This is a genomic window from Cupriavidus sp. a3 (assembly GCF_051015765.1).
Lineage (GTDB): Bacteria > Pseudomonadota > Gammaproteobacteria > Burkholderiales > Burkholderiaceae > Cupriavidus > Cupriavidus oxalaticus_A.
Map to the genome: position 1 here is coordinate 2,021,734 of NZ_CP170643.1, position 21,807 is coordinate 2,043,540.

General features: G+C 63.4%; 18 protein-coding genes and 5 pseudogenes. 5 read left to right on the forward strand and 18 right to left on the reverse strand.

Annotated elements, in window-relative coordinates; all coding sequences use genetic code 11:
• Window positions 1–433 precede the first annotated feature (433 nt).
• The 4 genes from ACAD63_RS09845 to ACAD63_RS09860 are packed head-to-tail and all read right to left on the reverse strand — an operon-like array spanning window position 434 to window position 3,822.
• Entirely contained in the window at window positions 434–1,639 is a 1,206-nt protein-coding gene (locus ACAD63_RS09845; RefSeq protein ID WP_434033849.1) for an ABC transporter permease, read from the reverse strand.
• 5 nt (window positions 1,640–1,644) lie between these two features.
• A complete protein-coding gene (locus tag ACAD63_RS09850; protein WP_434033850.1) occupies window positions 1,645–2,853 on the reverse strand; it encodes an ABC transporter permease in 1,209 nt (402 codons plus the stop codon).
• The gene (locus ACAD63_RS09855; RefSeq protein WP_135706352.1) at window positions 2,840–3,520 is read right to left on the reverse strand and encodes an ABC transporter ATP-binding protein; all 681 of its coding nucleotides are present in this window, start codon (window positions 3,518–3,520) and stop codon (window positions 2,840–2,842) included. The genes ACAD63_RS09850 and ACAD63_RS09855 overlap by 14 nt, the downstream gene beginning before the upstream one ends.
• Window positions 3,517–3,822 carry a hypothetical protein gene (locus ACAD63_RS09860; RefSeq protein ID WP_135706353.1) on the reverse strand — a complete coding sequence of 102 codons (306 nt, stop codon included), beginning with the start codon at window positions 3,820–3,822 and terminating at the stop codon, window positions 3,517–3,519. Before ACAD63_RS09860 ends, ACAD63_RS09855 begins: the two co-directional genes overlap by 4 nt.
• Before the next feature lie 5 nt (window positions 3,823–3,827).
• On the opposite strand from ACAD63_RS09860, the pseudogene ACAD63_RS09865 reads away from it, so the two are divergent.
• Window positions 3,828–4,142, forward strand: a pseudogene (locus ACAD63_RS09865) (nitrile hydratase subunit alpha); the annotation flags it as partial.
• Entirely contained in the window at window positions 4,139–4,819 is a 681-nt protein-coding gene (gene nthB / locus ACAD63_RS09870; RefSeq protein ID WP_434033851.1) for a nitrile hydratase subunit beta, read from the forward strand. The pseudogene ACAD63_RS09865 and the gene nthB, both read left to right, overlap by 4 nt.
• Window positions 4,820–5,272: 453 nt before the next feature.
• Here the strand turns inward: nthB and ACAD63_RS09875 are convergent.
• Window positions 5,273–5,697 (reverse strand): annotated as a pseudogene (locus ACAD63_RS09875) (DJ-1/PfpI family protein); the annotation flags it as partial.
• On the opposite strand from ACAD63_RS09875, the gene ACAD63_RS09880 reads away from it, so the two are divergent.
• Window positions 5,697–5,882, forward strand: coding sequence for a hypothetical protein (locus ACAD63_RS09880; RefSeq protein WP_240746121.1), 186 nt, complete (start codon window positions 5,697–5,699; stop codon window positions 5,880–5,882). The pseudogene ACAD63_RS09875 and the gene ACAD63_RS09880 sit on opposite strands and share 1 nt — an antisense overlap.
• Before the next feature lie 146 nt (window positions 5,883–6,028).
• Here ACAD63_RS09880 and ACAD63_RS09885 read toward each other — a convergent pair whose 3' ends face one another.
• From ACAD63_RS09885 to ACAD63_RS09895, 3 genes are all read right to left on the reverse strand, one after another.
• Entirely contained in the window at window positions 6,029–7,462 is a 1,434-nt protein-coding gene (locus ACAD63_RS09885) for an exo-alpha-sialidase (RefSeq protein WP_434033852.1), read from the reverse strand.
• Between the two features lie 310 nt (window positions 7,463–7,772).
• Window positions 7,773–8,309, reverse strand: coding sequence for a dihydrofolate reductase family protein (locus tag ACAD63_RS09890; RefSeq protein ID WP_135706358.1), 537 nt, complete (start codon window positions 8,307–8,309; stop codon window positions 7,773–7,775).
• Window positions 8,310–8,319: 10 nt separating this feature from the next.
• Window positions 8,320–8,847 carry a hypothetical protein gene (locus ACAD63_RS09895; RefSeq protein ID WP_135706359.1) on the reverse strand — a complete coding sequence of 176 codons (528 nt, stop codon included), beginning with the start codon at window positions 8,845–8,847 and terminating at the stop codon, window positions 8,320–8,322.
• Between the two features lie 197 nt (window positions 8,848–9,044).
• Here ACAD63_RS09895 and ACAD63_RS09900 point away from each other — a divergent pair.
• Window positions 9,045–9,485 (forward strand): annotated as a pseudogene (locus ACAD63_RS09900) (porin); the annotation flags it as partial.
• Window position 9,486: 1 nt separating this feature from the next.
• On the opposite strand, the gene ACAD63_RS09905 reads toward ACAD63_RS09900, so the two are convergent.
• From ACAD63_RS09905 to ACAD63_RS09920, 4 genes and pseudogenes are all read right to left on the reverse strand, one after another.
• Window positions 9,487–9,693 (reverse strand): TolC family protein, encoded by a 207-nt coding sequence (locus ACAD63_RS09905; RefSeq protein WP_167884625.1) that lies wholly within the window; start codon window positions 9,691–9,693, stop codon window positions 9,487–9,489.
• A gap of 312 nt (window positions 9,694–10,005) precedes the next feature.
• Window positions 10,006–12,804, reverse strand: a complete 2,799-nt coding sequence (locus ACAD63_RS09910) for an efflux RND transporter permease subunit (RefSeq protein ID WP_434033853.1) — start codon at window positions 12,802–12,804, stop codon at window positions 10,006–10,008.
• Entirely contained in the window at window positions 12,725–13,528 is an 804-nt protein-coding gene (locus tag ACAD63_RS09915; protein ID WP_135706360.1) for an SDR family NAD(P)-dependent oxidoreductase, read from the reverse strand. Before ACAD63_RS09915 ends, ACAD63_RS09910 begins: the two co-directional genes overlap by 80 nt.
• A 331-nt stretch (window positions 13,529–13,859) precedes the next feature.
• Window positions 13,860–14,450: pseudogene (locus ACAD63_RS09920) on the reverse strand (GlxA family transcriptional regulator); the annotation flags it as partial.
• Between the two features lie 32 nt (window positions 14,451–14,482).
• Here ACAD63_RS09920 and ACAD63_RS09925 point away from each other — a divergent pair.
• Window positions 14,483–14,665 (forward strand): DUF6130 family protein, encoded by a 183-nt coding sequence (locus tag ACAD63_RS09925; protein ID WP_434033854.1) that lies wholly within the window; start codon window positions 14,483–14,485, stop codon window positions 14,663–14,665.
• A 90-nt stretch (window positions 14,666–14,755) separates the two neighbouring features.
• On the opposite strand, the gene ACAD63_RS09930 is transcribed toward ACAD63_RS09925, so the two are convergent.
• The 6 genes and pseudogenes from ACAD63_RS09930 to ACAD63_RS09955 form a co-directional block, all read right to left on the reverse strand.
• Window positions 14,756–16,237: an amidase gene (locus ACAD63_RS09930; RefSeq protein ID WP_135706362.1), complete on the reverse strand. Its 1,482-nt coding sequence runs from the start codon at window positions 16,235–16,237 to the stop codon at window positions 14,756–14,758.
• 148 nt (window positions 16,238–16,385) lie between these two features.
• Window positions 16,386–17,732 carry an MFS transporter gene (locus tag ACAD63_RS09935; RefSeq protein WP_135706363.1) on the reverse strand — a complete coding sequence of 449 codons (1,347 nt, stop codon included), beginning with the start codon at window positions 17,730–17,732 and terminating at the stop codon, window positions 16,386–16,388.
• A gap of 168 nt (window positions 17,733–17,900) precedes the next feature.
• Entirely contained in the window at window positions 17,901–19,175 is a 1,275-nt protein-coding gene (locus ACAD63_RS09940; protein ID WP_135706364.1) for a M20 family metallo-hydrolase, read from the reverse strand.
• Window positions 19,176–19,289: 114 nt separating this feature from the next.
• Window positions 19,290–19,754 carry a RidA family protein gene (locus ACAD63_RS09945; protein ID WP_135707061.1) on the reverse strand — a complete coding sequence of 155 codons (465 nt, stop codon included), beginning with the start codon at window positions 19,752–19,754 and terminating at the stop codon, window positions 19,290–19,292.
• A 76-nt stretch (window positions 19,755–19,830) separates the two neighbouring features.
• Window positions 19,831–19,983: pseudogene (locus tag ACAD63_RS09950) on the reverse strand (creatininase family protein); the annotation flags it as partial.
• A 456-nt stretch (window positions 19,984–20,439) separates the two neighbouring features.
• Window positions 20,440–21,774 carry an acetamidase/formamidase family protein gene (locus tag ACAD63_RS09955; protein WP_434033855.1) on the reverse strand — a complete coding sequence of 445 codons (1,335 nt, stop codon included), beginning with the start codon at window positions 21,772–21,774 and terminating at the stop codon, window positions 20,440–20,442.
• Between the last annotated feature and the right edge of the window lie 33 nt (window positions 21,775–21,807).

Here is a 21,807-nt window from a genome sequence, read left to right on the forward strand (position 1 = left end):
GACCTCATCGGACGACGATCAAATCGAAGTAGAGCCGACCACCGTGGCGCGATCAGCGATTCGGGGACCATCCATCCGCCAGATCTGCGTCTCACCCGTCTTACTGCGTGCCACACAATGTTCGCCTTGCAGTCGCCCGTCATCGGTACCTTTGGAACAGCGTCGGGGAATCGGCATGCTCCTGGCCGCGCGGGAGTGGGAGCCAACCGTATTTGCGAGCTTGTACAAACCGTCAAGGTAAGAGGAATGGATGCTATTTCCGCAGTTTGGAGGATGCAGCCATGTGGGCTGGTGCAAATCTACTGGGATGATGACAGTCGCAAAGCGACCCATTGCGGCCTGTCGACCCAGCGTGACATCTATGGCGGCTTGGCGGGTCGATGCAGCTCTATTTGGCTTAAGTTTGCAGAGGAATTTGCAGGCAGTATCTACCTCACTCCGACCGCAGCGCCTGCTGCGGCTCCAGCCGCGCCGCCCGCCGCGCCGGCAGCACGCCGGCGGCCAGCCCCACCACCACCGCCACCACCTCGGCGCCCACGGCGTAGGACCACGGCGTGCGCACCGGCAGCGCAGGCACCAGGACATCGAGCACGACGGCGATCAGCCAGCCCACTAGCAGCCCGGCCAGCCCGCCGATAGCGGCCAGCATGGTGGCCTCGGCGAGAAACAGCGCCAGCACCTGCCGGTGCGTGGCGCCGACCGCGCGCAGCAGGCCGATCTCCGCGGTCCGCTCCGATACCGCGATGGTGAGGATGGTCAGGATGCCCACGCCACCCACCACCAGCGACACCGCGCCGATGGCCGCCACCGCGAAAGTCACTGCATAGAGCACCGTGCCGAACACCTCCAGCATCTTCTGCTGCGGGGTGACGGTGAAATCCTCAGCCCCGTGGCGCGCCCGCAGCAGGCGCTTGATCCCCGCCTCCACCTCGGCCACCTGCGCGGGCGGGTCATAAGTCACCTCGATCTCCACCAGGCTTTCGCGGTTGAACAGCTCCAGCGCTCGCCCGGCGGGGATGTAGACGGTATCGTCCAGGTCGAAGCCGAGCATCTGCCCCTTGGCCTCCATCACGCCGACCACCCGGTAGCGCTGCGCGCCGACGCGGATGCGCGCCCCCAGTGGGCTCTTTGCGCCGAACAGCTCGCGCGCCACGCGGGCGCCCAGCACCGCCAGCGGGCGTGCGGCGCGCTGGTCGTCGTCGGGCAGGAACTGACCACTCGCCACGCGCATCGACAGCGCCTCAGTAAATCCCGCGCCGACGCCATAGAGCGTCACGCGCCGGCGCAGACTGCCGTACTCCACCTCGGCATTACCCTGCACCATGGGATTGGTCATGCGCACGTGCGGGGCCTGGCGCAGCGCCACGGCGTCGTCGATGCTCAGCGGGCGGACGGTGTTGATCGAGCCGAGCGAACCCATCCCGCCCTTGGTCTGCGTGCGCCCCGGCGTCACCCCGATCAGGTTGGTGCCGAACTGCGTGAATTCGGCGATCACGAAGCGGTGCAGTCCCTCGCCAATCGAGGTCAGCAGGATCACGGCGGTGATGCCGATGGCAATGCCCAGCGCGCTCAGTGCGGTGCGCAGGCGGTGCGCCGCCAGCGCGGTCAGGGTGAAGCGGAGCAGGTCGGCCCAGCGCATGGTGATCAGCGGCGCGACAGCGCCTGCACGGGATCGAGACGCGCCGCCTGTGAGGCCGGCGCGAGCGTGAAGGCCAGCGCGGTGGCCAGCGCGGTGCCTGGCGCCGCCAGGAGCGCCCACCACGGTGGCGCGAACGGGATGGCAGGATAGATCCGCCCCACCGCCAGGCAGCCCAGGCCGCCCAGCGCCAGCCCGGCGGCGGCGCCGGCCAGCGCCATCAGCGCCGCCTCGCTGAGGAACAGCAGTCGGATCTCCCCCGCCGTGGCGCCGATGGCCTTCAGCAGGCCGATCTCGTGGCGGCGCTGCGTCACCGCGATCAGCATCACGTTCATGATCAGGATGCCCGCCACGGCGAGGCTGATGGCGGCAATTGCGCTGACGGCCAGGGTCAGCGCGCGAAGGATGCGGTCGAAGGTCGCCAGCACCGCATCCTGCGTGATCACCGTGACGTCGCGCTCACCTTCATGGCGCAGGCGCAGGATGGCCTCGGCGTCGGCGCGGGCATCGACCACCTGCGCGCGCGAGCGGGCTTCCACCAGGATGCGGAACAGCGAGTTGGTATTGAAGAGCGCCTGTGCGGCCGCGACCGGCACAATCACCAGCTCGTCGGTATTGAAGCCGAGCGACTGTCCCTGTCCAGCCAGCAACCCGATTACGCGGAAGCGTCGGTCGCCGATGCGCAGCCATTCGCCCAGCGCTGGACGGCTGCCGAACAGGTCGGCGGCCACGCGTGCGCCGATCACGCAGACGGGCTGGCCGTGGTGCAGGTCGCCCTCGGGCAGGAAACTGCCCAGCGCCAGCTCCATATGCCGCACCGGCAGCAGCTCGGCGGTGGAGCCCAGCACCGGCGCCTCGCGGCGGCGTGCACCGGCATGCAGGTCGGCGTCGCCGACGATCAGCGGCGCCACGTGCAGTACGGCGGCGCTGCGGCGCAGCGCCAGCGCGTCGTCCAGTGTCAGGTCGCGGGTGGTGGCACCCAGCACGATGCCCGGCGCCGCGCCGACCGTCTCGCTGCGCCCCGGCAGCACGATCACGAGATTGGTGCCGAGCGCGCCGAACTGGTCGACCACGTAGCGCCGCGCCCCCTCGCCCAGCGCCGTGACGATCACCACCGCCGCCACGCCGATGCCCATCGCCAGTAGGATCAGCAGCGTGCGGGCGCGGTTGCCGCGCAGCACCTGCCAGGTGAAAGCGAGCACGTCAGAGCAACGCATGGCGGTCCTCGACGATGGCGCCGTCCACCATGCGCAGGCGACGGTGCGCGCGCTGGCCGATCTCGGGGTCGTGCGTGACCACCAGCAGCGTGCCGCCACGCGTGTGCAGCCCTTCGAGCACGGCCATCACGTCCATGCCGGTGTGGCGGTCGAGATTGCCGGTGGGCTCGTCGGCGAGAATCACCGACGGCTGCATCGCCATCGCACGGGCGATGGCCATGCGCTGGCACTGGCCGCCCGACAACTGATCGGGCCGATGCCCGGCGCGTTCGCTAAGCCCGTACTCCTCCAGCAGCGCGGCCACGCGCCGCTGGCGCTGCGCCGGGTCGATGCCGGCCAGCACCATCGGCAACTCGATATTGCCGGCGGCAGTCAGGCGCGGCACCAGGTGGAACAACTGGAACACGAAGCCCATCTTCTCGCGCCGCACGGCGGCCAGCTCGTTCTCGCTCAGAGCGGTCACGTCACGGCCGTCCAGCAGGTAGCGTCCCGCAGCGGCGCGGTCGAGCAGGCCGATGATATTGAGCAAGGTGGACTTGCCCGATCCGGACGGCCCCATGATCGACAGGTATTCGCCCAGCTCGACCCGCAGGCTGACATCGCGCAGCGCGTGGACGGTCTCGCCGCCAAGCACGAATTCGCGGCGGATGCCTTCCAGCTCGATCATCGCGGGGCCTCCTCCTCCACTGCCCGGGCGCCGGATTTGACGCCGCTGCGGTCAAGCGAGACGACCACCCGGTCCCCGCGCGCCAGGCCGCCACGCACCTCGGTGAACTCGGGATTGGCCAGCCCGGCCTGCACCTGCCGCGCCTGCAGGCGGCCCCCGGCCAGCACCAGCGCGCGGCCGCCGGCGTCGAGCGCCGCGCTGGGAGCCCGCAGCACGCCATCGCGCACCTCGGTGACGATCTCCACATCGGCGCTGTAGCCGACTAGCAGTTCGCTGGCCGGGGCCCGGCGGTCGAGTTCCACCTCGCATGGTCGTCTGCACGCTGTGCTCGTGCTACCCATGGGACGTGCTCGGGCTGCCACCGGTCTGGTACAAGTCGGCCGCTTATCGCTCGCGTGCCGTGTCAGATCCGCGCGGCGTGCTGGCCGACTTCGGTGTCGTCCTGCCAGAAGACGCGCAGATCCGAGTCTGGGACTCGACCGCAGAAGCCCGCTTCATTGTGGTACCACCCCGCCCCGCCGGCACCGAAGGCTGGCCCGAGGAGCGCCTTGCGCGGCTCGTCACCCGTGACTGCATGATCGGCACCGGCTTGCCCCAGCGTCCCGAGGAGATATCGCCATGAACGGAGTTCATGACATGGGGGGCATGCACGGCTTCGGCGCGGTCCGGCCCGAGGCTGACGAACCCCCGTTCCACGCGCAGTGGGAGGAGCGCGTGCTGGCGATGCAGCGGGCCATGCGTTTCACGCGCGCCTGGAACATCGACATGTCTCGCGACGCGCAGGAGCGGCTGCCTGCCGAGGTGTACCTCTCGGTGTCCTACTACGAAAGATGGGAATTGGGAATCGAGCGCAACGCCGTCGAGCGAGGGCTGATCGGCGCCGATGAAATCGCCGCAGGGCATGCCCTGCATCCGGGCAAGCCCGTCGAACGGGTCATGACGACAAACGACATCGAACACGCATTCACCCGAGGCTCTTTCGCTCGCCCGCCCAAGAAGCAGGCCAGGTTCAAACCGGGTGAGCGAGTGCGCACGAAGAACATCAACCCGCCCACCCACACACGCTTGCCGCGATACGCACGCGGCCGTGAAGGAACGATCGAGGCGATCCGGGGTTGCCATGTCTTCCCGGACAGCGTCGTGACAGGCGCGGGAGAAGACCCGCAGTGGCTCTACACTGTCGTTTTCGAAGGCCGCGAGCTCTGGGGAGCGGACACCGACGCCACGCTCACCGTTTCGCTCCCATTCGGCTTCAGTGGGCAAGCGATAGGCGTTATCCGTTGGTTGGCATTCGCCTAGTACGCGAAGTCGACGCAAACGAGCACTCGATGCCCAAGGAGCGCAGGCATTGACGTCAGGCGGCGCAGTTGCTGCAGTCGCACCAGCTCGCGGACCCTTGAGCCCCCGGATCCGCTGGGCCTCGTCGGGAGTCGCGATCACGAGGCCTAGCGCCTCGACGATTCCTGGAATCTGCCGTACCAGGTTGACCGGTGAATGTGGTTGTAGATCAACTCCGTCCAGCCGAGCGAGGCGAAAATACGGTGGCAGATGGCGAGTTGATCATGCGCTTGCTATTCCTCGTCCGGGCAGCCTAGCGGGGTCATGAATCCTCGTTTCCTGTGAAATCGCCATGCGACAGTTCGTGGCACACGTGGTCGTTCTACGCTCGCTCGTCGATCCCAAGGGCCCAGAGTCGGGCAGCGTACGCGTGCGTCGCGGAGGATCGTCGGCCTTCCGGCTATCCAATCCGCGTCAAAGGGAAGAGGCAACCCGCGCAACGATCTCCTCACGTCGCGCTAGCGAGCCTGCGGACCGCCGACGTACCAGCTCACAATGGACTTTGGTGCGGAATCCAGGCTACCAGCGTCAAACGGCGGAGCGGGCGCATATTCGAGCTCCAACTGGACAGCTTGTGCCTCTTCTTTACCGACGAGCTCAATCGCCAACGTCAGGGCGAAATCGATTCCCGCAGTAATGCCACCACCGGTCACCAGATTGCCGTCGCGGACCACGCGCTCGCGCACGGGAATTGCGCCCAACGGACCTAGTAATTCGTGAAACGCCCAGCGCGTCGTCGCCCGGCGTCCACGGAGCAGACCGGCCGCCCCGAGAACGAGTGCGCCGGTACAGACGGACGTAACGAAGCGCGCATTGCCGGCCTGCCGACGGATGATACTTGACGCTTGTCGCTGATGCCGACGCGCGTAAGGTCGTGTTTTTGACCGAAGGCAAGGAAGCGGCCACGGTTGGCCAGTTCGCTGAACATCTGCGTGAGCACAACGCTTTCGCCCGCTCACTAGCGCTCGGCGATGCGCGCTCGCTCGATTACCAGGTGTTCACAGTGGTGCTGGCTCAGAGCTAGCTCAGGGCAAGACCGGCTTGGCCTGCGCCGATCACGAGAGTTTTGATGCTTTCCTTGACCTTCCGTGTTCCTCATAAGCGCGCCTCATCTGCTCAGCAGACACCTGCGGCATTCCCAATTCCGGAGTAGTTGTTGGGCAACGCAGTTTACGGCGCAACCACAAAAACATCAGTGCGATTCGCCGCATCCCCCGAGTTTGCCTGAACAAAGAAGGGTACAAACGCGGTTCCCATGGCCGCCAACCCTTCATAGTCCCCGACAAAGAAGCCCAATGCCAAAGGCGCCGTCTTCATATCGAAGGGACCGGACAGGTGCACTTCACCGCCGAAGGAGGCGCCCCCGTTGTTCGAAATGGTTAACCAGTAGTCGGCCGGCAGCGTGGTCATATTGCCGGCGGCGAGGTTACGGAAATCGTAGTAGGTAACGGCGACGACTCCAGCGGAATTGACGTGAACTGATGGCGTGAAAGCAGTGCGTCCGGACGGGGTATTGACGCGGATCGGAGGGCTCCAGGTCTGGCCGCCATCGCTTGATGTCGACATGGCGATCTCGTCGTACAGCCCACCGTTGAAGCGCGAATCCTGCCAGACCACGTAAAGTTGCCCGGTTGCCGGGTCGATGGCGGGCTCCGGAATGATGTCACCGGTTCGAACTGCCTCGCCAGTATTGGGATCCGTCACCCCCACCGTGCGCATTTCAGCGATGACCTTCGGCTTGGTCCACGTCGCACCGTCATCGGTCGACATGACGAAAGCGACTTTGGATGCGGTGATGTTGAATGGCGGGCGGATCAGGTTGAAGAAGTTGTAGAGCGAGCCGGTCTGCGAGTTGACCACGATCTGGTTGCCAATGGTCTGCTGCCGCGAAGGGGTGTTGACGATCACCTGCGGCGGGCTCCAGGTTCGGCCGCCGTCGACGGTCTTCGAAAACAGCGCGGGTCCACGGAAGGCTGCCGTGTGCAAATTGGCATATGGGTTGCCGTTTGGCTGCTCGAGACGGTCCCAGACCGCGTAGGCTACGCCAGGGATGACCGGATTAGCAGTCACCGATTCCTTGTCGTTGAAGAACTGCGAAGTGGGTTCGTTGTCGGCGAAGATGACGCTCAGGTTCTGCCAGGTCTGGCCGCCGTCCCGGGAGACCGCGGCGCCGACCGCGTTGCTGTTATTGGAGCGGTTGAATGAGATCGAGATGGCATAGGCGGTGCCGTCGGGTCCGATCGACACCCAGGGGTCGGAGGCCCTCTCGTACCCGAGGCCGTCGGCGCATGCACTGAAGGGCAGTGGCGTCTGCTGCCAGGTTTTGCCGCCGTCGAACGAGGAGCTGGCAACCAGACCGCGCGCGCCGCCATCCGACCAGCGGTCCTGCTGCCAGACCCCGATGAAATTGGCAGGATTGGCAGGATTGACGGCCAGATAGGGCTCGACCTCGGCATTCAGATAGTTGGTGCCCCCCGTTCCACCGCCAATGGTGCAGCTTGCAAAGGGGCTGGGACCGGAAACGAGGGTGGCCGCCTGGCTTGTGAACGCAGCGCAGAGTGCGATTCCGACCAGGAGCGAGATAAGCTTGCTGTGACGATGCATGAGGGCCTCCTCCACTTGCGGACGCTGGCATCAGCTTAGGAGACTTATCTCGTTGGCAGGATGACGAATTGTTAATTCTGCATGAGACTCGGTTTTTCACGGCCGCGTGGGGGCGCCACTGGAGAGCAGACATCCCATTGTGATCCCAAGCAAGGCGATCGTGCGGAATGGCCGATGATGCGACCGATATGATCAGCGGTCCGTTCTTTGAGCAGAACCGGCGTTCGAAGCTCCGTGTGAGAGCGTGGGTCAACGTTCGTAGATGGCCGGGAGCAGCCCGAGATTAGCTCAGGCCCTTATCTGCAGCGCCTCAGCGCAGCACACGATAGGTCGACTGCACCAGGCCTGATGGAAAGTACCGGCTCGATTCGAGCGCCAGACTCACGTCGCGCAGCAAGTCGCCGAACAAGGGTCTGCCGGTCCCGATCAAGACCGGCACGGTTGTGACGACTAGGTCGGCGATCAATCCGTCGCGCAGGAATGACTGGACCAACTGACCGCCATCGACGTACACGCGACGCATTCCCGTCGCCTCCAGTTGCGACATCGCGTCCGTAGGCGTGCAATCCGAGAAACGCACCTTTCCCTGAAGCTCTTCTGGCACCGGCGTGCCTGCCAGTTTTCGGGACAGCACAAGCACGGGCTTGTCGTAAGCCCATTCGCCCATGGTGAGGACCTTTTCATAGCAGCCCCGGCCCATGACGATCGCGTCCTTGTCGGCGATGAAGGCCGGATAGCCGTGGTCTTCGGCGGGGTCATCCCGCTCCAGAAGCCAGCCGATGTCGCCGTCGGGCCGGGCGATAAAGCCGTCGAGGCTGGTGGCAATAAAGACGTGTCCTGTAATCATTGATAGTGCACTAAGAGTGCTTGGCGCGAATGATGGCATCGCGTGCCAGAAGAACCTGTTTCAGCCTTTCGTCCACCGATTCATCGCGTTCCAGACATAGAACAGAACAGGTGACGTGCCTGAGCCATTCCCGATGGCGCGCGAGAGTCCGGCCTTCGGCCGTCCCCGCATCATACTGTGCTGCCCAGTCCAAAAATTCGGGATCGGCCTTGCCGAATCGCAGCTCTTCTCGCCGCCTGAGCCGGGCAACGCGGATATCGGTAGGAAGGTAGAGAAATACGACCAGGTCGAAAGCATGCTCCAATTCGTGCCCCCAACCTATCACAGCTCCCGCCACTACAGTCTCGCCGCTGGCGCGCACGGCGGTCAACAAAGCAGCCGCTCGTTCTTCGGCACCAAATTTCTCTTGATAGGGGGAATTGGTTGGACGCCAAAAGAAATCGTCCGATTCCAGAACTCGCGCTGGGTTGCAAAGCGCAACTGCCTGCGCCAGAGTCGAAGTACCGGAACCTGCGGCGCCAGTGATCAGGATGTGCACGGCGAGCGATGGGAGTGCGAATAGACCGCCAGAGTCTATCAAGTCAACGAGGAGCGAACAGAATTCCGTCCTTAGTCGCCTAGCGACCCATCTGAGACGTTCGATGTGATGGCTCGATGGCGTGCTCACACTCGACAAGCAGTCACTCTTCTCATGGCTGGCCTCGTCATACAAGAAGGTACGCCGTCGGCAAGCAGGTCTATCGGCTCAATTCGGGCGAGTTGTCCGGCTCCCGCTGGGGTGTCGGGGCGTAGAGGATCTCGGTACCGGCATGCAGGCAATACTCGTGCTTGAGAGTGGCTTTGGTGTGGATACAGGCACGCTGCAGCAAGCGGGGCGGTTGTTCGGCCGACAGGCGTTTGTTGGTCTGCAGACGGCCGGCATTGGCCAATTTACCCTTGGGCGCCTGTACACATCGATGCTCGAAGCACTCGGGAATTTTTGCCCCCGCTGCCTATGCCACCCAGTATGAGCCCGTGGTGCTGCAATCAGGCGCGAATTATCGCGAGGACAACACGGTCAAATACACCGGGCAATTCGGACCGGTGACCGCGCTTGCGCATTGGTCCTTTGGCGCGGGCGTGGCCCTGCCGGCATCGGTAGGACTGTCAACGCCGATCGGCGGCAACGGCGAAATAGCTAGTGGGCGTCTACTTCAACCTGCCAACCCCCACCCGCAGCAGCGAAGATTCGCACGAGGTTCGTCCGCAGGCTCGCATCCGATGCGGCTTGTCGCGACTCCGCATCGAGAAGATCACGTTCGGCCACAAGCACGTCCAGCAAGCCCACATAGCCGAAACGGTACTGCGTTCGCGCCAGTTCGGCCGCGCGCCGGTTCTGGGCCACGCCAGCGCCGATTGCGCCCGCAGTCGCGCTGCCCGTGCCTCTTCCACCCGTGCCCGCGCAATCGCCAGCGACTTGTTGTCGGCAATCGCCTCACGGACCAGGGCCTCCAGCGCGCGGTCATTGAAATGCGACCACCATTGCTGGTCGACCCGCGCATCGTCGTTGCTGACGATCAGGTCGGCGTGCGCTTGCGCAGGCGCCAGCGTCTGCCAGCGCGGCGTGACGTCGACACCGGAGCTTTGCGGCCCCACCGGACTCGTGCAGCCGGCTACGACAGCCGCAGCGGCAGCAAGGACCGAGGCGGTCAATCGCTCAAGCTTCAACATGCTGCTGCACCTTTTCCTTCCTCGTGATGCGCTTTTCCAGGTTCCGGCTCAGGACATAGAAGACCGGCGTCAGAAACAGGCCGAAGAACGTGACGCCGATCATGCCGAAGAACACGGCCACGCCCATCGCGTGGCGCATCTCGGCGCCGGCACCGTGCGACAGTACCAGTGGTAGCACCCCCATGATGAAGGCGATAGACGTCATCAGGATCGGTCGCAGGCGCAGGTGCGCAGCCTCGATGGCCGCCGCCAGCGTGCCCTTGCCCTGCATCTCCAGTTCCCGGGCAAACTCGCATATCAGGATCGCGTTCTTGCAGGCCAGTCCTATCACGAAGAACCCTATCTGCGTGAAGAGGTTGTTCTCCCCGCCGGTCAGCCAGACCCCCGCGATGGCCGAGAACAGGCACATCGGCACGATCAGAATGATGGCCAGCGGCACGAACGGGCTTTCGTACTGCGCGGTCAGCACAAGGAACACTAGCAGAATGCAGATCGGGAAGACGATCAGCGCGGTGTTGCCGGCCAGGATCTGCTGGTAGGCCAGCTCGGTCCATTCAAAGGCCATGTCGCCCGGCAGCGTGTCGTTCAGGATGCGCGTGATCGCCGCCTGTGCCTGTCCGGTCGAGTAACCCGGTGCCGCGCGCCCATTGATGTCAGCGGAGCGGTACGCGTTGTAGCGCGATGCGCTGTCGGGGCCGCTGGTGTCGCTGAGCGTCACCACGGCTCCCAGCGGCACCATCCTGCCTTCGACGTTGCGCACCTTCAGTCCGAGGATGTCATCCCGCTTCGAGCGGAAGTCCTTATCGCCCTGCGCGATCAACTGGTACGTGCGGCCGAACTTGTTGAAGTCGTTCACGTAAAGGGAGCCAAGGTAGATCTGCATGGTCTTGAACACATCATCGACGTCCACACCGAGCTGTGCTGCGCGGGTACGGTCCACGTCTGCATAGAGCTGCGGCGTGGAGACGTTGTAGTTGGTGTACACACCCGCCAGCTCGGGCGCCTTGCGCGCCTTCTCCAGTACGTTGTTCACCACCTTGCTTAGCGCCAGGTAGCCGGCGTCGCCACGGTCCTCGATCTGCAGCTTGAAGCCCCCGGTGTTGCCGAGCCCTTGCACGGGCGGGGGTGGGAACACGGCAATGAAGGCATCGCGGATCGACGCAAACTGCTTCTGCAGGCTGGCCGCCATCGCCGGCCCCGTCGTCCCCTGCTTGTGCAGTTCCTCGAACGACTGTTCGCCGACGAACACCACGGCCGAGGAAGGGCTGTTGATGAACCCGTTAATTGAGAGTCCCGGCAACTGCACGGCGGTGCGTACGCCCGGCGCTTCCAAGGCCACATCGACCATCTGGCTTACCACGGACTCCGTGCGATCTAGCGTCGCCCCTTCCGGCAAGCGAACCAGGTTGACCAAGTAGCCTTTGTCCTGGATCGGCACGAAGCCGGCCGGCACCCTGACGAAGCCTAGCACCGTGGCCGCCAGCAGCGCCGCGTAGAGCACCATGGACCCCCGCTTGTGCTGCAACGCCCGCTTCACGCCGCCGCCGTAGTACTCCCCACCTCTGCTGAATAGGCGGTTGAAGCGGCTGAAGAAGCCACCGAGCCAGCGGTCCATCAGCTGCGTCAGCCTGTCCTTGGGCGCGTCGTGCGAACGCAGCAACAAGGCGGACAGCGCCGGCGATAGCGTCAGTGAATTGAAGGCCGAGATCACGGTCGAGATTGCGATGGTCAGCGCGAACTGGCGATAGAACTGCCCGGTGAGGCCGCTGATAAACGCAATGGGCACGAAGACTGCGCAAAGCACCAGCGCGATGGCGATGATCGGCCCCGTCACCTCTTTCATCGCCTTGATGGTAGCCTCGCGTGGCCGCAGGCCGGTGGCAATGTTCCGCTCGACGTTCTCGACCACTACAATCGCGTCATCCACGACGATGCCAATCGCCAGCACCAGCCCGAACAGTGACAACGCATTGATCGAGAAGCCAAAGCCGAGCATCACCGCGAATGTACCGACCACAGACACGGGCACAGCGAGCAGCGGAATGATGGCCGCGCGCCAGGTCTGCAGGAAGACAATCACCACCAGTACCACCAGCACGATGGCTTCGAGCAGCGTATGGATGACCGCCTTGATCGAATCGCGCACGAACGTCGTCGGGTCATAAGCAATACGGTACTCCAGGCCATCGGGGAAGTGCTTGTTCAGTTCGGCCATCTTGGCGCGGACGTTGTTCGAGATGTCGATAGCGTTCGCGCCCGGGGTCTGGAAGATCACCAACGCCAGCGCCTGCTGGTTGTCGAGGAGCGCGCGCAGGGCGTACTCGCTCGCGCCCATCTCCACGCGCGCTACGTCCCTGAGGTAGGTGACCACACCCCCCTCGCGCTTGACGATGATGTTCTCGAACTGGTCCACGTCGGCCAGGCGGCCCTGCACGTTCACGGGCAACTGGATCTCGACGTTGTCCTTGTACGGCGGCCCGCCCACTACGCCTGCCGCCACCTGGATGTTCTGCTTGCGGATCGCGCCCACTACCTCGTCGGGGTTCATGTTGCGCTCGGCGATCTTCTGCGGGTTGAGCCAGATGCGCATCGCATAGTTGCCTGAACCGTAAAGCTTGATTTGGCCAATGCCGGGAACAAGAGCGCGCCAGTCTGCGGTGCGCGCAAGGGCTATGTACTCGGTTGGCGTTTTCGAAGGCAGACGTTCACTGCGCGGCGGTGTAGCGCGGCGCGGCGGGTATATTGCTCGACAGGAGCGGGGACATTGCGCCGCGCGCGGTTTCATAAGCCTCCCACTTCTCCACAGCATGCAGTGACGGGATGGTGACGAGTTCGCGGCGGTCGAAGCCTGTCAGGGCAGCGTCGACCATGTCATCGGCGGACATGACGATCGCCTTGTCGAGACTCTCCAGAGGAAGACCGCCCGTCTGCCAAAACTCGGTGGCCGTGGCGCCGGGCAAGACTGCCTGGACCTGTATGCCTTTGTCGGCCAGCTCATGATGGAGAGACTGGCTGAAAGCAAGCACGAAAGCCTTGCTGCCGCCGTACACGCCATTGAGGATCTCCGGCGCTATGGCGACGATCGAAGAGATATTGATGACGGCGCCTTTGCCACGTGAGGCAAAGCCGGGCACGGCGGCGTACGTCAGGCGCGTCAACGCGGAGACGTTCAGGTCGATCATCCGCGACATTGCGTCGACGTCGCTGTCGAGGAGAGGCGTGTGCGTGCCGACACCCGCGTTGTTGACCAACAGCGCGATGGTGGCGTCCTGTCTGAGCTTTGTTTCGACGGCAGCCAGCCCATCCTTGTCGCTGAGATCAGCGTCCACGATCTCGACGTTCCGGTGCGTTTCGGTCGTGATGCGATTGGCGAGGGTAGCGAGACGCTCGCGATTGCGTGCGACGAGGATAAGGTCATATCCGCGGCGGGCGAGGCGGTCCGCGTACACCGCACCGATACCTGAGGATGCGCCGGTGATAAGCGCTGTGCCGTGATGTGTTTGCGTCATGATGTCACTCCTTGTATGGCGGTTGCCGAATGGCGTGAGTCGATTATGGATAGTCTCCACATTCCATCACACGCCAGCCAACCGTTGTGGTGATGTTGTATGGGAAGGTATTGCTTGCCATCCCTGATACATAGCAATACACCAGTCGCCGGTATTCCTGCTGGCGGACTTCAAGTTGAACCGCCCATGTCTTATGGAGGCTCTGGTTCCCAACAGAATGGAGCCCGGACCCAAGCAAGCCAAACTTTCCCCAGGTCCGAGAGCGAGCGAGACCTCGGCTTCCTGCCCTTCTACGCCTGCCACGCTCGGCAGTGCACCCAACGACATCGCTTCATGCTGGACTCCGCGCTTCGCGCCGTACCGCCTGCAGCGGCAGGCCAAAGCCACGCATAAAGGCTTCGCGCATATGGCGTCGATCGCGAAAGCCGGTCTCTCTCGCGATCACGTCCAGCGGATGCCGGCTTTGCTCGATCATCAGACGCGCAGCCTCCAGGCGCAGACCCTCGATGGCCCTGGCGGGTGACTGCCCTGTCTCCAGCATGAATACGCGGCTGAACTGGCGCGGGCTCAGGTTGACCTTCTGGGCCAATTCGTCGACGGTCAGCGGCCGACTCACGTTCTTGCGTGCGTAGTTCAATGCGTTCTGGATACGGTCCGACTTCGGCGCGAGTTCGAGCATTTCGGAGTGCTGAGACTGTCCTCCCGAACGGTGTTGATGCATTACCAGGTTGTGCGCGACCGAACGCGCCACGTCTGCACCCAGGTCCTTCTCCACCATCGCCAGCGCGAGATCGAGCCCTGCGGTCATCCCCGCAGACGTCCAAATCGGGCCGTCGACGATATAGATGCGGTCGTCCTCCACGCGGATGTCCGGAAAACGCTTCTGCATCTCTCGCGCAAACGCCCAGTGAGTCGTTCGATATCTCGCCACGCATCGGGCATCTGCACGCAACAATGGACGACGTTCATGGCACTTGGGCCCATACGAGTGAAGACCCGATCATCGTCGTCGGGCTCACGCCGGGGCCGCACAAGCTTCGGCTCGAGTTGGCTGACCCGAGCCACAAGATCCTGGCGACGGAGGTGGTTGCCGTCACGGTTCCAGATCTTAAGGTCTCGAAGCCGCACGAGCATTGATGTATTGTGTGCCCGTCTGTTTCTGGCGGGCGCGCGGACTGCCAGGATAACGAATCTGCGGCTGTGATCCCGCCACTTGCTGCCCGGATGCTACTGTTTCGACGTCTCGTTGGCGATTGACCCTGCCCATACCGATGGTCGCCGTTCGCACCAGGGGCTTGCCGCTTCCAACTGTGCGGCCAGACGGAACAGCGTGTCCTCCCGCCCGAAGCCAGACATGAAATGCGACCCGATTGGCAGACCTGTTTGCGAGTCGACGGAAAGCGGCACTGACATTGCTGGCGTTCCGCTCACGTTCGATAGCGCGGTAAACGGTGACTGTCTAAAAACGTGCGCGATCCAGCCAAGCCCATCGACGGATGTTTCTACCCGATTGTATTCACCAATCCGAGGCGGAAGTCCGGGTAGCGTTGGTGTCAGCAGAATGTCGTAGTCGCCGAAGAACCGACCCAGCGCTCGCGTGACCGTATTTCTCACCTGCAATGCTGACAGGAGTTCTACGGCGCCAATCTCAATGCCGTATCGATAGAGCGCGAGCGTTGCGGGTTCAAGGTGTTTTTCATCCACCGTTCGTCCGGTGGCTGCGGCAATGCCGTTGATCCGGAGCGCCGCGTTGGCAGCCCAGATTTGCGCATTGCATTGCACAAAGGTGTCCCAACTCACACCCAACTCTGGCGTTACCTCATGGACATGATGACCCAGGAACTCAAGTGTCCTGGCCACCTTGCTCAAGGCGTCAGCAACCGCCGTGTCGGTACGCGCGGCACTGAATGGATTCATCATGAACCCTATTTTCAGGTTTCCCGGCTGCTGCCGGATCTCCGACAGATAGCTGGCTTGGGGTGAGGCAATGTAGTAAGGCTCGCCCACGCCGCCGCCATGGATGCCATCAAGCAGCGCCGCACTGTCGCGGACGGTTCGGCTCACGGCAAAATGCACGCCCAGACCATTCCAGACTTCGTCCACGAACGGGCCGCTGGACACGCGTCCCCTGGTTGGCTTCAGACCGAATAGCCCGTTGACGGAGGCCGGCACCCGTATTGATCCGGCTCCGTCCGTCGCATGCGCGATGGGAACGATACCGGCGGCCACCGCCGCTCCTGCACCTCCGCTCGATCCGCCCGCGCCATGTTGCAGACTCCAGGGATTCCTCGTCGGGCCGTACAGCACGGGCTCCGTCGTCGTGCTAACTGCCAGTTCCGGCATTGTTGTTCGCCCGAGCGTGATCAGGCCTGCCTGACGGAAGCTCGTCATCACGTACGAGTCTTCCTTTGCAACCGTTCCCAGTGCAAGACGACTGCACATTTCGCTCCTGCGTCCCTGCATGGTGACGCCGAGATCCTTGAGGAGAAACGGCACGCCGCCGAGCGGTCCTGGATCAGCACTCGCAACGCCAGCTGACTGTATCTCCGCCTCTTCGGGCCAGTAATCGAGCACAGCATTTACCTGGGGATTGACGGCCTCGATGGCAGCCAATGCGGCTTGCGCTACTTCCATTGCGGTCACCTCTCGCGTGGCGATGAGGTGATGCAGCCCCATGCCGTCAAGGGCGGTATATTCGGCGAGCTTCATGTGAACTTTCTCTTCAGGGACTTGGGAGGGCGCGCATCGCAAGGATTGCACACCTGTCTGGTCTGTCCGCAGGCAAAGCTTTTCCGCATCGCCCCCGGTGCTTCATAGTCGAGTGCCTCTGGCAGGCGTGATCACTGGCCAAAGGCACTTACTTCGCTTGACCCGCACTGGTCGGCATGGGCGACTCGTGGCGAAGCGCTGTATCGGCCCCGGGCTTCAGGCGCAGGAACAGGATGATGAATGCACACACCAGCAACATCGCTGCCATCAGCAGGAACCCAGGGTAGATGCTGCCAGTCACGGATTTCGACCAACCGATGATGCTTGGGCCAAAGAAGCCGCCAGACAGGCCAATCGTATTGATCAGGGCAATGGCTCCCGCTCGGGCGTTGCCCTTGATGTAGGCGGGCGGAACGGCCCAGAAGACGATGTTGGCCATCCACATCAGGCCAGTAGCGACGGTAACGCATACCAGCGTCACTGCGAGATTGCCGTCGGCGAGGTACCAGCCAACGAAGCAAAGACTGCTTAAGGCAGCCGGCACGGCGATGTGAATTCGACGCTCCTGGCGCCTGTCGGAACTGCGGCCGCCGAAGAAGATGGCAAACGCCGCCGCCACATAAGGAATCGCCGCATACCAACCGAGGGTCTGCGTGCTGGTGACACCGGCGGATTTGATGATCGTCGGCAGCCAGAAGCTCAAGGCGTAGATTGGCGCGATGATGCACAGATAGGCTATCGCCAGGACATACACCTTGGGATCACGCAGTACCATGAGAAACGATTCGTGCCGCCGGTCTGCAGCCGTGTTCGTTTCCGCGGCCAGCGCGCGTTTCTCCGTGTCGTTGAGCCATTTCGCGTTGGATGGGCCATCGACGAGCAGGAAGTAGGCCGCGACGCCAAGCAAGAGGGTGGGGGCGCCTTCAATGAGAAACATCCATTGCCAGCCGGCGAGGCTGGCCGTACCGGCGAAAGCCGTCATGATCCACGCCGACAGCGGCCCCCCAACAATTCCGCTGAAAGGACCCGCAAGCCAAACCATCGAAATGGCGCCCGCGATGCGGCTCGGACCATACCAGCGCGACAGGTAGAACAGGACGCCCGGTGCGAAGCCGGCTTCGAAGACGCCCAGCAGAAAGCGCAGCGCGTAGAACACCGGGACGCTGTTGACGAACACCATGCACATCGAGGTGATACCCCAGAGCACCATAATGCGGCTAAAGGTAAGCCGGGCGCCAACCCTGGGCAGCAAGAGATTGCTTGGCACCTCGAACAAGACGTAGCCGACGAAGAATATTCCTGCCCCGATGCCGTAGGCGGCGTCGGAGAAGCCGAGGTCGCTCTGCATCTGAAGCTTCGCAAAGCCGACGTTGACTCTGTCCAGATAAGCGAGCATAAAGCCAATGAACAGCAGTGGCAGCAGGCGTATATCTACTTTTCGATAGAGGGAGGCGCGGTGCGCTCCGCTCCCTGAAATTTGGTCCTTCCGAGACACAGACCTCTCCTTTGGTTGGTGCGTATAGCGTCGCCACGGAGCGCACCGGCGCCGGCATCCGTGGTTGAAATGGCTCTGGCGTGATTGCGTCAACGTCGCTTCGGTCGACCGACACTTCGCGGTGGCCGTGGGCGGTTGACCCGCAATCGATGTGGCAGTTGAAACTGCTTATAGTGGTTCGGACATGATCGCAAGCATGGCGTCGCAGAGGACCTGCGCCCCGGCCGCGACATCGACTTCGCGCGCGTTCTCGGCCTCGTTGTGGCTGATGCCATTTTCGCAAGGCACGAAGATCATCCCGGTGGGAATATGTTGTGCGGTGTACTTGGCGTCGTGGGTCGCGCCGGAAACGATGTTCTGGAACTTCATGGCCCGACCGCCAGCAGCCTTGCGCACGGTTGCCACCACGCGCTCGTCGAACGTTGTCGGCGTGGACTTCAACAGAACCTTCGCTGACACCGGACAGCCTTCAATCTCGCCGACGCAAAGTTGGAGGATCGTCTCGCCGGCACGCAGGAGGGAATCTGGGTCGGGATGCCGCAGATCGATATTGAATGTCACCCGGCCTGGCACGGTGTTGGGCGATCCCGGATATACCTCCATCCGTCCGACGGTGAAGCGCAGGATATCCTCGGGGTCGTCTATCGCGGCGCGAATGCATCCGATGAGCTTGGTGGCGGCCACCAACGCATCCTTGCGATGCCGCAGCGGCGTCGTGCCTGCGTGGGCCTCGGCACCCAGCAGTTGGATCTCGTAGGCATGAAGTCCCTGAATGCCCGTGACAATGCCCACATTGCATGCTTGGTTCTCAAGGACGGGGCCCTGTTCGATGTGGGCTTCGATATAGGCAAAGGCGCTCATGCCAAGCGGGCGCTTCTCCAGAACCGACAGCTCGGCGACCTGGACCTGCAATGCGCTTTCCACATCGATTCCGTTGATGTCTTTGATCGCCAATGCATCGGCCAGCGGCAGCGCGCCGGCCGCAACGGCGGAGCCCATCGTAGGAGGTGGGAACCTTGAGCCCTCCTCGTTCATCCACACAACGAGCTCGATCGGACGTTCAGTCTCCATGCCGTGATCGTCAAGCGTTTCGAGTACCTCGAAACCTGCAAGCACCCCGTAGACACCGTCGAACCTCCCTCCGGTCGGTTGGGAGTCAAGATGTGAACCCGTCCATACCGGGCTGAGACCCGGATCCCGTCCGGGGCGGCGGATAAACAGATTGCCGATCGGGTCAATCGAGGTCTGATAGCCTCGCCTGGATGCCCACTGGAGCAACAACTTCTTGCCCTGGGTGTCTTCAGAGGTGAGCGCCTGGCGGTTGACTCCGCCTTTGGCCGTGGCGCCGATCCTTGCCATGGCGCTGACATGTTCCCAGAGCCGCTGGCTCTTGATGCGGGGACCGACGGAGGTAAGAGAGGACGAGGAATTGGGGGCGTTCATCTGGCTGCTTGCCTTGTTGCGTTGCTTCGCATGAGCAACTGGTTGCCGCGTTGAAAGTTGTCGCGCAGAAATTAAGAGTTCATCCGTGTGCACTGTTTGGTTCGATCTGAAGCCTCAGTCCAGTTCGACGCAGACTTCGATCTCCACGCATGCTCCCAGCGGAATCTGTGCGACACCGAACGCCGACCGCGCATGCTTGCCGGCATCACCAAACACGTCGACGAACAGCTCCGACGCGCCGTTGGTGACCAGATGCTGCTCGGTGAAGTCGGGCGTTGAATTGACCAGGCTCATAACCTTGACGATGCGCTTGACGCGATTCAGATCGCCGGTGTGGGCCTGCAGCGTCGACAGCAGATCGATCGCGACCGCGCGGGCTGCGGCGCGTCCCTCGTCCGTCGACATCGTGGCACCGAGCTTGCCAACCCACACGCTGCCGTTCCTCTTCGCAATATGGCCAGACAGGTAGACAACACTGCCGCTCTGCGCGCTCATGACGTACGCGGCAGCCGGCGCGCCTGCGGGGGACAGCTCGATGTCGAGTGCTTTCAGTCTTTGGTGGATATCGTGTGATTGCATGATGTTTGTCGATGGAGGGCAAGATGGCCCGCGCGACGGGGAGTCGTCGCGCATCATGTGACGCCGGCGGGCCGCTTCAGTCCGGCATCGGCTCGCGGCAGAAGGCTTCGGCCAGTTCGACTAGTGCACGGCCTTTCTCGCGCGTTGCCGGGCCTGGATCGGATCCGATGCGTCCGTCGGGGAAGCGGGCACGGAAGTCCAGGGCTTCGCGGATCGGGCCGCTCGGAGCAAAGCATGCCAGTCTCCAATGTCTCTTTGATGCGGGTACCGCGTTGAGCGGATAGTGGCAGCGACAAGGACAATCTCCAACAGCAACTATGTCCACACCTTGTTGCCCTGCGGGCAACGCATCGGATATAGCGCCCGCAAGCAGCCGGGATCTGCCGGTTGATCATGGCATCCGGAGAAGTCAAAGATCGTGTATTGCAAGGAGGGAAACGCACCGGTACTTATCCGAACGTTGGAAGCGCAGGCCGCCGCGCAGGCCGACCGGCTCGCGGCGGCCCAGCGCCGGGCCGAGCGCGTGCGCGCTTCATGCTCGATGCCGAACGCTCTCCGGACGCGATGCCCAGCGCCAGCCTGCCTCCCGTCAGCGGTCAACGCTGGCCGCGGCCTTCGCGGTGTGCAGGGGATGCCGCGGCGGCTGCAGGATGGCGCGGGGACCCCAGGCCCGCGCCATTCATGGTCAGACCAGCTGGTACTTCTCCCGCACCAGCTTGCCGATCCCCATGCGGTCGAGCACGGCCAATGGGCACAGGAAGGTGACGCGGACGGTGCCGGGCAACCTGCTGATGTCGATGGAACCGGTGATCGTCGCGCGATTGAGCACCTCGTCGTACGGCAGCCCGGTCACGTCAGCCGCACGCTGCAGCCCGTTCTTCGTTGCTGCGTTGAGATCGACGCCGCTGCCGAGGAATGTCACGGGTCCGGATTCCTCGATTTCAAGCTGGCCCCATCGCGCGCCAAGCTCCCGAGCCTTCTTCCGCTCGGCGGCGGACAGCGGCCGGGCCAGCGGCGGCAGGTCTTCCACATTCTGCAGCAGGATCGGTCCGTCGATCGTCAGGCCCTTGATGACCTCGACAGTCAGCTCCGTCTCGCCGGATACATCGGTCGCATGGCCGGCGATCTCGCCATTGCCCTGCTGGGCATGCATGTCGCCCAGATACACGCCGGCGCCCGGCACCTTGACCGGGCTAATCAGGATGCAGCCCTCGCGGACCGAGTTGGTATCCATGTGGCCATCGGTCTTGGCCAGCTGGAGTTCGTCGCTGGTCAGTGCAAAGCGGTGCGGCGCGCCGACCAGGTACTGCCCGAAGTCCGCGCAGTTGTGCGAATCAGGCAGGTCCCGCGCCGGCATCGTGCCGATATTGCCCAGGAACGGCCGCATGCGCGACGCCACACCAGGCATGTCGGCACGCGCCAGCGACAGGATCGAATGCTGCGCAGCCAGTTCGGGCAGTGCGGACATTTCCGATGCCTTGCCCGCAAGCCGGTCCGCCACCGCCTGATTGACCGTCAGGCTGATCTGGTTTTCCTGATCCAGCACGATCACGTAGCCGTGGCTGAAGCGGAAAGCGCTGACCTCGGCACCGCAGTGGCTGCAGCGTATGGCATCGTCGCCGATGCCCTCTACGTGGCTGGCGGGATGCTCGGTGCCGCACTGACCGCAGAACTTGGCCACGAAGGGGTCGCCGTGATAGCGCCCTTCGACGAACCGCATCACCCCAGACGACGTGGCCGACGAGGTGACCGTCATCCGGCGGATCCTCAGCGCCACCGCGTCGCCGACCTCGGCGCCGGCAATTGCCACCGGCTGCGTGACTTCATGCCCGCCCTCGAAGGCCGGCGTGATCATCGGGCCCCAGCAGCCCGGTGGCGTGCCGGCGACCAGCGTACCGCCATCGGCCAGCGGTCCCAGCATCGGCTGGCTCGGGCCGATCACTCCGTGCGTATAGCGCTGGACGCGGATCCAGTCCGCGGCATGGGCGTCGTCGATGGGTTGAATTGAATGGGATGTCATAACTTCGTTGTCTCCTTGACTAAGGTTGGCGCA

Bases quoted from the DNA above. Each gene is read 5' to 3' on its own strand.
- ACAD63_RS09845 (WP_434033849.1), bottom strand. From the start codon at position 1,639: ATGCGCTGGGCCGACCTGCTCCGCTTCACCCTGACCGCGCTGGCGGCG.
- ACAD63_RS09850 (WP_434033850.1), bottom strand. From the start codon at position 2,853: ATGCGTTGCTCTGACGTGCTCGCTTTCACCTGGCAGGTGCTGCGCGGC.
- ACAD63_RS09855 (WP_135706352.1), bottom strand. From the start codon at position 3,520: ATGATCGAGCTGGAAGGCATCCGCCGCGAATTCGTGCTTGGCGGCGAG.
- nthB (WP_434033851.1), top strand. From the start codon at position 4,139: ATGAACGGAGTTCATGACATGGGGGGCATGCACGGCTTCGGCGCGGTC.
- ACAD63_RS09885 (WP_434033852.1), bottom strand. From the start codon at position 7,462: ATGCATCGTCACAGCAAGCTTATCTCGCTCCTGGTCGGAATCGCACTC.
- ACAD63_RS09890 (WP_135706358.1), bottom strand. From the start codon at position 8,309: ATGATTACAGGACACGTCTTTATTGCCACCAGCCTCGACGGCTTTATC.
- ACAD63_RS09910 (WP_434033853.1), bottom strand. From the start codon at position 12,804: ATGAAACCGCGCGCGGCGCAATGTCCCCGCTCCTGTCGAGCAATATAC.
- ACAD63_RS09915 (WP_135706360.1), bottom strand. From the start codon at position 13,528: ATGACGCAAACACATCACGGCACAGCGCTTATCACCGGCGCATCCTCA.
- ACAD63_RS09925 (WP_434033854.1), top strand. From the start codon at position 14,483: ATGGACGACGTTCATGGCACTTGGGCCCATACGAGTGAAGACCCGATC.
- ACAD63_RS09930 (WP_135706362.1), bottom strand. From the start codon at position 16,237: ATGAAGCTCGCCGAATATACCGCCCTTGACGGCATGGGGCTGCATCAC.
- ACAD63_RS09940 (WP_135706364.1), bottom strand. From the start codon at position 19,175: ATGAACGCCCCCAATTCCTCGTCCTCTCTTACCTCCGTCGGTCCCCGC.
- ACAD63_RS09945 (WP_135707061.1), bottom strand. From the start codon at position 19,754: ATGCAATCACACGATATCCACCAAAGACTGAAAGCACTCGACATCGAG.
- ACAD63_RS09955 (WP_434033855.1), bottom strand. From the start codon at position 21,774: ATGACATCCCATTCAATTCAACCCATCGACGACGCCCATGCCGCGGAC.